Source organism: Clostridium sardiniense (genome assembly GCF_019753795.1).
Taxonomy (GTDB): domain Bacteria; phylum Bacillota; class Clostridia; order Clostridiales; family Clostridiaceae; genus Clostridium; species Clostridium sardiniense.
In genome coordinates this window covers 279,745-292,940 of the sequence record NZ_JAIKTU010000003.1, presented here as the reverse complement: position 1 = coordinate 292,940, position 13,196 = coordinate 279,745, and the positions used below count along the sequence as shown (strand labels likewise).

The 13,196-nt window shown below is 33.9% G+C and carries 14 protein-coding genes, 1 tRNA gene and 1 other annotated feature; all 15 genes read left to right on the top strand.

What is annotated here, in order from left to right:
- Nucleotides 1-15: 15 nt before the first annotated feature.
- The 15 genes from cysS (at nucleotide 16) to rpoB (ending at nucleotide 13,190) form a co-directional block, all read left to right on the top strand.
- Nucleotides 16-1,425, top strand: coding sequence for a cysteine--tRNA ligase (gene cysS, locus K5V21_RS04880; protein WP_221859618.1), 1,410 nt, complete (start codon nucleotides 16-18; stop codon nucleotides 1,423-1,425).
- Nucleotides 1,426-1,476: 51 nt separating this feature from the next.
- A complete protein-coding gene (locus K5V21_RS04875; protein WP_221859617.1) occupies nucleotides 1,477-1,896 on the top strand; it encodes a Mini-ribonuclease 3 in 420 nt (139 codons plus the stop codon).
- 34 nt (nucleotides 1,897-1,930) lie between these two features.
- Nucleotides 1,931-2,893, top strand: a complete 963-nt coding sequence (rlmB, locus tag K5V21_RS04870; protein ID WP_221859615.1) for a 23S rRNA (guanosine(2251)-2'-O)-methyltransferase RlmB — start codon at nucleotides 1,931-1,933, stop codon at nucleotides 2,891-2,893.
- Nucleotides 2,894-2,908: 15 nt separating this feature from the next.
- Nucleotides 2,909-3,421, top strand: a complete 513-nt coding sequence (locus K5V21_RS04865; protein ID WP_204596623.1) for an NYN domain-containing protein — start codon at nucleotides 2,909-2,911, stop codon at nucleotides 3,419-3,421.
- A gap of 93 nt (nucleotides 3,422-3,514) precedes the next feature.
- Nucleotides 3,515-4,135: an RNA polymerase sporulation sigma factor SigH gene (sigH, locus tag K5V21_RS04860; RefSeq protein WP_204596622.1), complete on the top strand. Its 621-nt coding sequence runs from the start codon at nucleotides 3,515-3,517 to the stop codon at nucleotides 4,133-4,135.
- Between the two features lie 79 nt (nucleotides 4,136-4,214).
- Nucleotides 4,215-4,290, top strand: a tRNA-Thr gene (locus K5V21_RS04855).
- A gap of 59 nt (nucleotides 4,291-4,349) precedes the next feature.
- Nucleotides 4,350-5,543 (top strand): elongation factor Tu, encoded by a 1,194-nt coding sequence (gene tuf / locus K5V21_RS04850; RefSeq protein ID WP_221859607.1) that lies wholly within the window; start codon nucleotides 4,350-4,352, stop codon nucleotides 5,541-5,543.
- Between the two features lie 203 nt (nucleotides 5,544-5,746).
- Complete coding sequence (gene rpmG, locus K5V21_RS04845; RefSeq protein WP_027099171.1) at nucleotides 5,747-5,896, top strand: 50S ribosomal protein L33; 150 nt, start codon at nucleotides 5,747-5,749, stop codon at nucleotides 5,894-5,896.
- Between the two features lie 51 nt (nucleotides 5,897-5,947).
- Nucleotides 5,948-6,175 (top strand): preprotein translocase subunit SecE, encoded by a 228-nt coding sequence (gene secE / locus K5V21_RS04840; RefSeq protein ID WP_204596783.1) that lies wholly within the window; start codon nucleotides 5,948-5,950, stop codon nucleotides 6,173-6,175.
- Nucleotides 6,176-6,207: 32 nt separating this feature from the next.
- Nucleotides 6,208-6,729 carry a transcription termination/antitermination protein NusG gene (gene nusG / locus K5V21_RS04835; RefSeq protein ID WP_204596782.1) on the top strand — a complete coding sequence of 174 codons (522 nt, stop codon included), beginning with the start codon at nucleotides 6,208-6,210 and terminating at the stop codon, nucleotides 6,727-6,729.
- A gap of 81 nt (nucleotides 6,730-6,810) precedes the next feature.
- Entirely contained in the window at nucleotides 6,811-7,236 is a 426-nt protein-coding gene (gene rplK / locus K5V21_RS04830; protein ID WP_204596781.1) for a 50S ribosomal protein L11, read from the top strand.
- Between the two features lie 54 nt (nucleotides 7,237-7,290).
- Nucleotides 7,291-7,980 (top strand): 50S ribosomal protein L1, encoded by a 690-nt coding sequence (rplA, locus tag K5V21_RS04825; protein WP_204596780.1) that lies wholly within the window; start codon nucleotides 7,291-7,293, stop codon nucleotides 7,978-7,980.
- Between the two features lie 42 nt (nucleotides 7,981-8,022).
- Nucleotides 8,023-8,158 (top strand) — a sequence feature (ribosomal protein L10 leader region).
- Nucleotides 8,159-8,191: 33 nt separating this feature from the next.
- Nucleotides 8,192-8,695 carry a 50S ribosomal protein L10 gene (rplJ, locus tag K5V21_RS04820; protein WP_204596779.1) on the top strand — a complete coding sequence of 168 codons (504 nt, stop codon included), beginning with the start codon at nucleotides 8,192-8,194 and terminating at the stop codon, nucleotides 8,693-8,695.
- Nucleotides 8,696-8,746: 51 nt separating this feature from the next.
- Entirely contained in the window at nucleotides 8,747-9,109 is a 363-nt protein-coding gene (gene rplL, locus K5V21_RS04815; RefSeq protein ID WP_204596778.1) for a 50S ribosomal protein L7/L12, read from the top strand.
- 367 nt (nucleotides 9,110-9,476) lie between these two features.
- Nucleotides 9,477-13,190: a DNA-directed RNA polymerase subunit beta gene (gene rpoB, locus K5V21_RS04810; RefSeq protein ID WP_221859613.1), complete on the top strand. Its 3,714-nt coding sequence runs from the start codon at nucleotides 9,477-9,479 to the stop codon at nucleotides 13,188-13,190.
- Nucleotides 13,191-13,196 lie beyond the last annotated feature (6 nt).

Genomic DNA, 13,196 nt, shown 5'->3' with positions numbered 1-13,196 from the left:
TTAGGAGGAATAAGAATGAAGCTTTATAATACATTAACAAGAAAAAAAGAAGAATTTATACCAATAACTCCAGGAGAAGTTAAGATGTATGTATGTGGGCCTACAGTATATAACTTCTTCCATATAGGGAATGGTAGAACTTTTATAGTTTTTGATACAATAAGAAGATATTTTGAGTATAGAGGATATAAAGTAGATTTTGTTCAGAACTTTACAGATATAGATGATAAGATGATAAAGAGAGCAAATGAAGAAGGAACTTCAGTAAAAGAAGTTGGAGATAAGTATATAAATGAATATTATACTGATGCAGATGCGCTTAATATAGAAAGAGCAACAGTAAATCCAAGAGCCACTCAATATATAAATGATATAATTAAGTTTGTAAAAGAACTAATTGATAAAGGATATGCTTATGAAGTAGATGGAGATGTTTACTTTAGTACAAAGAAGTTCCAAGGATATGGTAAGTTATCAGGACAAAATATAGATGACCTACAAGCTGGAGCTAGAATAAACGTAGATGAAAGAAAGAAGGATCCTATGGACTTTGCTATATGGAAGGCAAAGAAGGAAGGGGAGCCTGCTTGGAAGTGCCCATGGGGAGAAGGAAGACCAGGATGGCACATAGAATGCTCATGTATGGCAAAGAAGATATTAGGAGATACAATTGATATACATGCAGGTGGTATGGACTTAGCATTCCCTCATCATGAAAATGAAATAGCACAAAGTGAAGCATTAACAGGAGAGCCATTTGCTCACTATTGGTTACACTCAGCTTATGTAAATGTAAATAATCAAAAGATGTCTAAGTCATTAAATAACTTCTTTACAGCAAGAGATGTACTAAAAGAATATGACTCAGATGTAATTAGGTTCTTAATGCTTTCATGTCATTATAGAATTCAATTAAATTACAGTGAAGATTTATTAGAATCAGCTAAAGCATCAGTTGAAAGATTATATAATGCAATAGGTAATCTTGAAAATCTTATAGATGAAGTTTCAAGAACTGAAATGAATGAAGAAGAAAAGAAATACTTAGAAAGTCTAAATAAGTATAAAGAAAAATATATAGAAAAGATGGATGATGACTTTAATACAGCAGATGCTATAACTGCAATATTTGATTTAATAAAAGATACAAATACTAATATTAATGCCGAATCATCAAGAGAGTTAGCGGAAAAAGCTTTAGAATTAATAAGAGAACTTGGAGCTCCACTTGGAATGCTACAAAAATCAACTAAGGCTGATTTAGCTGATGAAGCAGACGAGATAGAAGCTTTAATAGAACAAAGACAACAAGCTAGAAAAAATAGAGACTTTGCACTTGCGGATAAGATAAGAGATAACTTAAAAGCAAGAAATATAGTACTTGAAGATACTCCACAAGGAGTTAGATGGAAAAAGGTTAACTAATTAAAAAGGGGCTGTGCGTTAAGTGCAGCCCTTATTTAAAGGAGCAATAATATGTTAGAAAATTTTAGAGTAAGAGAATTTAGCAAAGATGAAGCTAGAAGATTAAATCCACTTCAGTTAGCATTAGTTGGAGATGGAGTTTACGAAGTATTTATAAGAGACTATATACTTTCAAATAATACTGAACTTTCAGCTCATAAGATACATAGAAAGGCTATAGGATATGTTAAAGCAAAGAGTCAATCGGATATAATGCACAATATAGAGGAATTACTAACTGAAGAAGAAAGTTATATCTACAAGAGGGGAAGAAATGCTAAGTCAGCAACAGTTCCTAAAAATGCAGATGTAAGGGATTATAGAATGGCAACAGGATTTGAAGCTTTAGTTGGATATTTATATTTAATAAATGATAAGGAAAGACTAGAGTTTGTATTTAATAAAAGCATAGAAGTGTGCAAAGAACAGTAATTTTTAAATATAACTAGGTAAGGAGTTATTTAATATGACAAGAATAAAAAAGAGTAACCAAAATAGAAGAAGAGATGATAGAAAAAGCAATAGAAGTAGAGATGAGAGAGGGCAGGAAGATAAATTCAGTCCTACAGGAAAAGATAATAAAAGGTTTAGAGAAGATAGACCAGTTAGATCAAGAGATGATAAGTTTAGAGAAGATAAAGCAGCTAGAACAAGAGTAGAAAAAGTGGTGCCTAGCAATCAAGTTGAAGAAGTAAGAGAAGACTTAATAATAGGCAGAAATGCTGCCATGGAAGCTTTAAAGAGCGATAAAACAATAGAAGCATTATATATAACAAATGGCCCTAAAGAAGGATCTATAAATGCAATAATTAATCTTGCAAAAGATAAGAAGGTAGTAATTAAAGAGGTAGATAAGAAAAAATTAGATTCAATGGCAAGTGGTGCTGTTCATCAAGGAGTAATAGCAAGAATAACTCCATATAATTATTTTGAAGTAAAAGATATATTAGAAGATGCTAAGAAAAAGGGAGAGGCTCCTTTTATAGTAATATTAGATGAATTAGAAGATCCTCACAATTTAGGATCAATAATCAGAACTGCGGAAACTTGTGGGGTTCATGGTATTATAATACCAAAAAGAAGAAATGTCGGAGTAACTCCTACAGTTTATAAGTCATCAGTTGGAGCAGTTGAACATGTTAAAATAGCAAAAGTTACTAACATAAATAGTACAATTGATGAATTAAAGGAGCAAGGAATCTGGGTTTACGGTGCAGATATAGAGGGAACAGAATATAGTTATGAAGTGGACTTTAGTGGACCATGTGCACTAATAATAGGTAGTGAAGGAAGAGGGATATCTAAATTAACTCTTAAAAAATGTGACAAATTAGTTAAGATTCCTATGATTGGAAAAATAAATTCTTTAAATGCATCAGTAGCTGGTGGTATAATGATGTATGAAGTATTAAAGGGTAGATTAAAATAAAAAGAGGGATGAGATGTGAAAATTATATTTATAGATGGATATAATGTTTTAAATTCCTGGCCAAATTTAAAAGACTTAAAAAACATTAGCTTTGATGGAGCTAGAAATAAACTAGTGGATATACTACACAATTATGGAAGTTATAATGATTGTAAGGTAATATTAGTATTTGATGGTCATAAGGTAGCAGGCAATATAGAAAATAAAGAAGAAATTAATAAAAATCTATCTATAGTTTTCACTAAAGATGGTGAAACTGCCGATGCATACATAGAAAAAGAAGTACATTCTATTGGTAGAAGATATGAAGTTTATGTAGTTACATCAGATTGGCTAGAACAGCAAACCATATTCCAAAGAGGTGCTGTAAGGATGTCTTCGCTGGAGTTTTACAATGAAGTTATTGGGTTGGAAAATAAGATAAGAATAAAAGCTGAGCATAATATGAATTCTCAAAAAAATAACTTAGGAGATAATATTGATGAAGATGTATTAAATAAGTTAGAAGAATTACGTAGAAGTCGCTGATATGTTGACTTCGCTTAAATAGCTAATGTATAATAGCAAATATGATAAGGTGTTAGGTGTTAAGGGTAAAATGTGGAGAATGGTGGGTATTCTATGACGAAATATTTAGAGTTTGATCAAAAAGATGATAAAGAAATAGCAATAGAAGCAAAGAATGGAAATGTATTAGCGCAAGAATATTTAATAAATAAGTATGAGAGCTTTGTGAAAACAAAAGCGAAGTCTTATTTTTTAATTGGTGCTGACAAGGAAGATATTTATCAAGAGGGTATGATAGGACTTTATAAAGCGATAAGGGACTTTAATCCTGATAAACTTTCAACGTTTAAAGCATTTGCAGAACTTTGTGTTACAAGACAAATAATAACAGCAATAAAAACTGCAACAAGACAAAAGCATATTCCATTAAATACCTATATATCCTTAAACAAGCCTATATACGAGGAAGAATCAGAAAGAACTTTGTTAGATGTGTTAGCAGGGCTTAAAATAACAGATCCAGAAGAACTTGTTATAAGTCAAGAAGAAAAGATTAGGATAGAAGAGGAGATAGAGAAAGTGCTATCTCGTTTAGAACTAGAAGTTTTAAACTCTTATCTTGATGGAAAATCATACCAAGAAATTGCATGTGATTTAGATAGACATGCAAAATCAATAGATAATGCTCTGCAAAGAGTAAAAAGAAAACTTGAGAAATGCCTAGATATAAACTAATTAATTTTTATTGACAAACAAAAAAAATGATAGTAAACTTTATAATTGGTATATTAAAGAAAACTCAATATTTTTGAGTGCTCACGTAGCTCAGTTGGCAGAGTGTCGCCTTGGTAAGGCGGAGGTCGTCGGTTCAATCCCGATCGTGAGCTCCAACATAAAAAAGTACAAAACACTAGGCAAGGTTTATTAGAGTGATAAGGAGGAATTTATAATGTCAAAAGCAAAATTCGAAAGAAGTAAACCACACGTTAACATTGGAACAATAGGTCACGTAGACCACGGTAAGACTACATTAACAGCAGCTATTACAACTGTATTAGCTAACAAGGGGTTCGCTGAATCATTCAAATATGATGAAATAGATAAGGCTCCAGAAGAAAAAGAAAGAGGAATCACAATCAACACAGCTCACGTTGAGTACGAAACAGAAAACAGACACTATGCTCACGTTGACTGTCCAGGACATGCTGACTACGTTAAGAACATGATCACAGGAGCAGCTCAAATGGATGGAGCTATCTTAGTTTGTTCAGCAGCAGATGGTCCAATGCCTCAAACAAGAGAGCATATCCTACTAGCTTCAAGAGTTGGTGTTGACCACATCGTAGTATTCTTAAACAAAGCAGATATGGTTGATGACGAAGAATTATTAGAATTAGTAGAAATGGAAATCAGAGAGTTATTAAGCGAATACAACTTCCCAGGAGATGATATTCCAGTAATAACAGGATCAGCTTTAAAAGCTTTAGAAAACCCAACAGATGCAGAAGCAACAGCTTGTATCGATGAATTAATGGCAGCTGTAGACAGCTACATCCCAACTCCAGAAAGAGCAACAGATAAGCCATTCTTAATGCCAGTAGAAGATGTATTCACAATCACTGGTAGAGGAACAGTTGCAACAGGAAGAGTTGAAAGAGGTATCTTACACGTTGGAGACGAAGTTGAAATCGTAGGTATCAAGGAAGAAACTAAGAAAGTTGTTGTTACAGGAATCGAAATGTTCAGAAAGTTATTAGACGACGCGCAAGCTGGAGATAATATCGGAGCATTATTAAGAGGTATCCAAAGAACAGAAATCGAAAGAGGTCAAGTATTAGCTAAACCAGGTTCAGTTAATCCTCACAAGAAGTTCGTAGGTCAAGTATACGTACTTAAAAAAGAAGAAGGTGGAAGACATACTCCATTCTTCGATGGATATAGACCACAATTCTACTTCAGAACAACTGACGTAACAGGTTCAATCAAATTACCAGAAGGAATGGAAATGGTAATGCCAGGAGACCACATCGACATGAACGTTGAATTAATCCATCCAGTAGCTATGGAAGAAGGATTAAGATTTGCCATCAGAGAAGGTGGAAGAACTGTAGGTTCAGGAGTTGTTACTAGCGTAATCGAATAGTCAACAAAAGAATAAAAAAGATTGAAATTGTCAAACGTACTTTAATAAGGACTGGGTAAATTACCTAGTCCTTTACAAAGGACATATTATTGACAGTTTAAATAAATTGTGATAATGTGAGAAAGTAACTCATAAAGTCACGAAATAGATACAGTAAGAGGTATGTCTCTTAGAATATATATTTAAAACTGGAGGTGCAGACCGTGAGAGTAAAGATAACTTTAGCATGCACAGAGTGTAAACAAAGAAACTATAACTCAATGAAGAACAAGAAAAACAACCCAGACAGAATGGAAATGCAAAAATATTGTAAATTCTGTAAGAAGCACACTCTTCATAGAGAAACAAAATAGTTAGCGATTAAGTAACGACACAGACTTACAAAAATATAAGGATGTGAAATTATGACTGGTAATAATGTAAAGACTAAAAAAGCTGCCTCTAAAGGCGGTGTGTTCAAATTCTTTAAGGATGTAAAAGCGGAATTCAAAAGAATAACGTGGCCATCTAAGAATGAGACAAAAAAAGCATTGATTGCAGTTCTTGGATTCGCTGTAGTATATATTGTACTTGTAGGCGGATTCGATTATATTTTTCAAAACCTCTTTGAAGTAGTTTTGAAACTTAAGTAAAAGGAGGTTTGGGTGTTTAATCACCGATTAATATGAGTGAAAGAGCAAGATGGTACGTAGTACATACGTATTCTGGATATGAAAACAAGGTCAAAGTTAACATAGAGAAAGTTGTTGAAAATAGACATCTTGAATCATTAATTCACGACATCCAAATACCAATGGAAGAAGTAATTGAAGAGAAAGATGGAAAACAAAAAGTTTCTCTTAAGAAAAAATTCCCAGGATATGTAATAGTAAAGATGCTAATGACAGACGAATCTTGGTATGTTGTTAGAAACACAAGAGGCGTAACTGGCTTTGTGGGACCTGGATCTAAACCAGTTCCTCTTACTGACTACGAGATCGAATCAATGGGAGTTGTAGAACTTCCAAAAGAAACAGATCTTGAAGTAGGTGAAAGTATAAGAGTTATCTCAGGACCACTTAGAGAATTCGTGGCAACAATTCAAGAGATAAATCTTGAAAAGCAAAAAATTAAAGCTTTAGTTGATATGTTCGGTAGAGAAACGTTAGCTGAGCTAGATTTTAATCAAGTAGAAAAATTAGTTTAATAAATTAACTAATCTTTTAATCAAGTGGGAGGACAAAAAAATTATTGTCCGTATATACCACAGTATAGGAGGAATAACAAAATGGCTAAGAAAGTAACTGGAATGATTAAACTTCAACTTCCTGCAGGAAAGGCAACTCCAGCACCACCAGTTGGTCCAGCATTAGGACAACATGGTGTAAACATAATGGGATTCTGTAAGGAGTTCAATGCAAAAACTGCTAATCAAGCTGGATTAATAATACCAGTAGTAATCACAGTTTACCAAGACAGATCTTTTAGTTTTATCTTAAAGACTCCTCCAGCTGCAGTTCTAATAAAGAAAGAATTAGGACTTGAAAGCGGATCAGGAGTTCCAAACAGAACAAAGGTTGGAAAGATAACTAGAGAACAATTAAAGAAAATCGCAGAAACAAAAATGCCTGACTTAAATGCTGCAAACATCGAGAGTGCAATGAGAATGATCGAAGGTACAGCTAAGAGTATGGGTGTAACTATTGAAGAGTAATTCACAAAAATAGTGGGAGGTAAGAACCGCTAATACCACAAAGGAGGCTTATTAATGGGAAAGAAATATGTTGAAAGTGCAAAGTTAATAGATAAAAGTGCTTTATATAATCCAGCAGAAGCTTTAGAGCTTGCTGTTAAAACTGCAAAAGCTAACTTCGATGAAACAATCGAATTACATGTTAGACTTGGGGTAGATCCAAGACATGCTGACCAACAAGTAAGAGGGGCAGTAGTATTACCAAACGGAACAGGTAAAACTGTAAGAGTTTTAGTTTTCGCAAAGGGAGATAAAGCTAAAGAAGCTCAAGAAGCGGGAGCAGATTTCGTTGGAGCTGAAGAATTAGTTCAAAAGATCCAATCAGAAAACTGGTTCGACTACGATGTAGTTGTAGCTACTCCAGATATGATGGGTGTAGTTGGTAGAATCGGTAGAGTCTTAGGACCTAAGGGATTAATGCCAAACCCTAAATCAGGAACAGTAACATTTGATGTTGCTAAAGCAATAGCTGAAATCAAAGCTGGTAAGGTTGAGTACAGAGTAGATAAAACTGCTATAGTACACTGCCCAATCGGAAAGAGATCATTCGGAGCTGAGAAGTTACACGAAAACTTCAAGACTTTAATGGAAGCTTTAGTTAAAGCTAAACCAGCTGCAGCTAAAGGACAATACATTAAGTCAGTTACTGTAACAAGCACAATGGGACCTGGAGCAAAGGTTAACCCAGTAAAAGTTACAGAATAATTGTTGACTTAACGTAAGTTCAGTGATATAATAAATTTTGTTGAAAAATGAAATATTGTTCCGTAGACAGTAGGTGCGGCTTGCCGCGTAACGTGTAACTACCTACCGAGGGGTTCTGTAAACATATGTTTATCATGGGTCTTCCTCTGTCTACGGGAAGACCTTTTATAATACGAAAAAGCAGTTAATACTGTGAGGAGGTGGACACACAGTGAACAAGAATAGACAATTAAAGGAAGCAAGAGTTGCTGAGATTAAGGAAAAGTTAGAAAAGGCGCAAAGCGTTGTTTTAACTAGCTACCAAGGTCTAACTGTTGAAGAAGACACAGAATTAAGAAAGAACTTAAGAGAAGCTGGAGTAGAATACAAAGTATACAAAAATAGTTTGGTTACTTTAGCTGCTAAGGAGTTAGGTTTAGACGGTATGGAAGTATACTTAGAAGGACCAGTTTCAATAGCATTCGGATACGAAGATGCTACAGCTCCAGCAAGAATCTTAAATGATTTCGCTAAGAATCACAAGAAGTTAGAACTAAAAGCAGGTGTAGTTGAAGGAGAAATCTACGATCAAGAAATGATCACAAAGATCGCTTCAATCCCATCAAAAGAAGTTCTTATTGCAAAACTTCTTGGAAGTATCAAGGCTCCATTATCAAACCTTGCATACTTATTAAATGCAATAAAAGAAAAAAAAGAAGCTGAATCAGCTGAATAATTAACTATACATAGTTAATTTTGTTTTAAAAAATTTGGAGGTGCAATTAAAATGACAAGAGAAGATATCATTCAAGCTATAAAAGAAATGAGCGTTTTAGAATTAAATGAATTAGTAACTGCTTGCGAAGAGGAATTTGGAGTAAGCGCTGCTGCGCCAGTAGCAGTAGCAGGAGCAGTAGCTGGAGCAGCTGCTGAAGAAAAGACTGAATTTGACGTAGTTTTAGCTAGCGCTGGAGCTAACAAAATCAAGGTTATCAAAGCTGTAAGAGAATTAACTGGATTAGGATTAAAGGAAGCTAAAGAAATAGTTGACGGAGCTCCTAAGACACTTAAGGAAGCTGTAGCTAAAGAAGAAGCTGAAGACATGAAAGCTAAATTAGCTGAAGTTGGAGCTGAAGTAGAATTAAAGTAATTTTACTTTAATTAAATTTCAAAATGTATATAAAAGGTGCTAGCATTAGCACCTTTTTATATTCTAAGGTTAAAATTGAAACTATATAAATTATCCTATTATAAAACTGGATATTTTATATAGTTTTATTTATAGAAATAGATATATTTGTATCTGTTATATAAGTAGAAAAAATATTGACATTGATAAAATGTTATGATACTATCATTTAATGTACTATTCATTATGGATAAGTATAATTTATTGGAAAAAACAGTATAACTGTGTTGAAATTGGTTATACTAAAAAGATGACGCTGTCCGAAAGCAAAAGTCCCTAGGGAAGTTATGCTTTTGGTTATTTTAGTTTATACAAGGGGTGAAAATTCATGGTACATCCTGTCCAATCTGGAAAAAGAACAAGAATGAGTTTTGGTAAAGTTAAAGATGTAACTGAAATGCCAAATCTTATAGAAGTACAATTAGATTCTTATGAATGGTTCCTAAAAGAGGGTCTACACGAAGTATTTGACGATATAAATCCTATAGGAAACTTCACTGGAAACTTAGTACTTGAGTTTGTAGATTACAAGCTTGATATGGATAATATTAAGTACACTGTGGAAGAGTGTAAGGAGAGAGATTCAACTTATGCTGCACCACTAAAAGTCTCAGTGAGACTAACAAATAATGAAACTGGTGAAATAAAAGAACAAGAAGTATTCATGGGAGACTTCCCATTAATGACTGAGCAAGGTACTTTTATTATTAATGGTGCTGAAAGAGTTATTGTCAGCCAATTAGTAAGATCACCAGGTGTATACTATAGCCAAAACAGAGATAAGAGTGGTAAGAAACTATTCTCAGCAACTGTTATCCCAAATAGAGGAGCTTGGCTTGAGTATGAAACAGATTCTAACGATATAATATCAGTTAGAATTGATAAAACAAGAAAACTTCCAATCACAATTTTAGCTAGAGCTATGGGATTTGGAAGTGATCAAGAGTTATTAGACTATTTTGGTGAAGAAGAAAGATTCAAAGCTACAATAGAAAAAGATAACACTAAGACTAAAGAAGAAGCTTTACTTGAAATCTACAAGAGATTAAGACCAGGTGAGCCGCCTACAGTTGATAGTGCTGTATCTCTAATAGACTCATTATTCTTTGATGCTAAAAGATATGATTTATCAAGAGTTGGTAGATATAAGTTCAATAAGAAGTTAGCTATTAACTTAAGACTTGCAAATCAAGTTGCTGCAGTTGATATAGTAAATCCATCAACTGGAGAAATAATGGTAGAGCAAGGACAAAAGATATCAAGAGAAATGGCAGAAAATATACAAAATGCTGGAATCAATTCAGTAGATATATTAATTGAAGACAAAGTTATTAGAGTAATAGGTAATCACTTTGTTGACTTATCAAAGCATGTTTCATTTGATATAAGCGAACTTAATATTAAAGAGTTAGTTCACTATCCAACATTAAAAGAAATACTTGATAACTTCAGTGATGAAGAAAGTATTAAAGAAGAAATTAAGAAGAATATTACAAGATTAGTTCCAAAACATATTGTAAGAGATGATATATTTGCAACAATTAGTTATGAAATAGGATTAGCTTACAACATTGGATATGTAGATGATATAGACCACTTAGGTAATAGAAGATTAAGATCAGTTGGAGAATTACTACAAAATCAATTTAGAATTGGTTTATCAAGAATGGAAAGAGTAGTTAAAGAAAGAATGACTATTCAAGACCAAGAGGCAATTACTCCTCAAATGTTAATCAATATTAGACCAGTTGCTGCAGCTATTAAAGAATTCTTTGGTAGTTCACAATTATCACAATTCATGGATCAAACAAATCCATTATCAGAATTAACTCATAAGAGAAGATTATCTGCATTAGGACCTGGAGGACTTTCAAGAGAAAGAGCCGGTTTCGAAGTTAGAGACGTTCACCACTCACATTATGGTAGAATGTGTCCTATCGAAACTCCAGAAGGACCTAATATAGGTCTTATCAACTCATTAGCTACATATGCTAAGGTTAATGAATATGGATTTATTGAAACACCTTATAGAGTTATTGATAAAGAAAATAAGAGAGCAACTGATGAAATAAGATACTTCACTGCAGATGAAGAAGACCAATATCTAGTAGCCCAAGCAAATGAGCCTTTAGATGAAAATGGTCACTTTGTACACGATAAAGTAACTGTTAGATACATGGAAGAAGTTATCGTAGTACCTGCTAATGAAGTTGACTTAATGGACGTTTCACCAAGACAAATCGTATCTGTTGCAACAGCTATGATTCCTTTCTTAGAAAATGATGATGCTTCAAGAGCTCTTATGGGATCTAACATGCAACGTCAAGCAGTTCCACTATTAAAGCCACAAGCTCCAATAGTTGGTACAGGAATAGAATTTAGAGCAGCAGCAGACTCAGGAGTACTACCAAAGGCTAAAAATGCAGGGGTGGTAAGCTACGTAAGTGCTAGTGAAATTAAAGTTAAGAGAGATGTTGATGGCGGTGTTGATACTTACAAGTTATTAAAGTTCAAGAGAAGTAACCAAGGTACTTGTATAAATCAAAGACCTTTAGTAAGTGCTGGAGAAATGGTATTTAAGAACCAAGTTCTAGCTGATGGTCCATCAACAGATTTAGGAGAAATAGCATTAGGTAAGAACATCAGAATGGGATTCATAACTTGGGAAGGTTATAACTACGAAGATGCTATGCTTATTTCAGAAGAATTAGTAAGAGAAGACGTATTTACGTCAATTCATATAGAAGAATACGAATGTGAAGCAAGAGACACTAAATTAGGACCTGAAGAAATAACTAGGGATATTCCTAATGTAAGTGAAGATGCTTTAAAAGACATCGATGAAAGAGGAATAATCAGAATTGGTGCTGAAGTAAGATCAGGAGATATCCTTGTTGGTAAAGTAACTCCAAAGGGTGAAACTGAATTAACAGCAGAAGAAAGATTATTAAGAGCTATCTTCGGTGAAAAAGCAAGAGAAGTTAGAGATACTTCATTAAGAGTTCCACATGGAGAAGCAGGTATAATAGTAGATATTAAAGTATTTACTAGAGAAAACGGTGATGAATTAAATCCAGGTGTTAATGAACTTGTAAGATGCTATATAGCTCAAAAGAGAAAAATATCAGTTGGAGATAAGATGGCTGGACGTCATGGTAATAAAGGGGTTATTTCAAGAGTACTTCCTGAAGAAGATATGCCGTTCTTACCAGATGGAAGACCACTTCAAATCTGCTTAAATCCATTAGGGGTTCCATCACGTATGAATATCGGTCAGGTACTAGAAGTTCACTTAGGATGGGCAGCTAGCGCACTAGGATGGCACATTGCTACTCCAGTATTCGATGGTGCAACTGAAGAAGATATAGAACAATGCTTAAGAGATGCAGGTTATAATGCAAACGGAAAAACTCCTCTATATGATGGTAGAACAGGAGAAGCATTTGATAATGAAGTTACAGTTGGTATAATGTACATCTTAAAACTTGCTCACTTAGTTGATGATAAGATCCATGCAAGATCAACTGGACCATACTCATTAGTTACTCAACAACCACTTGGAGGTAAAGCTCAATTTGGTGGTCAAAGATTCGGAGAAATGGAAGTTTGGGCACTAGAAGCATATGGTGCTGCTCATACATTACAAGAAATCTTAACTGTTAAGTCAGATGATGTTGTTGGTAGAGTTAAAACTTACGAAGCAATAGTTAAGGGTGAAAATATCCCAGAACCAGGAGTTCCAGAATCATTTAAGGTTCTTATAAAGGAATTACAGGCACTTTGCTTAGATGTTAGAGTTCTTAATGATGACAATGAGGAAGTAAGACTTAAAGAGTTTAGCGAAGAAGATGATTCAGCAAATTTAGAAGTAAACATTGAGGGAACAGAAGAGTTTGTTGAAAAACAACCAGTAATAGAAACTGAAGACAGCTACACTTCAGAAGTAGAAGCGGAAGCTGAAGAAGAAGAAGAGTATGAAGGTTTTCAGTTAGAAGAGTTTCAAGATAACTTAGAGCTTGATGATTTTAACGATGAACACTAATTTTGA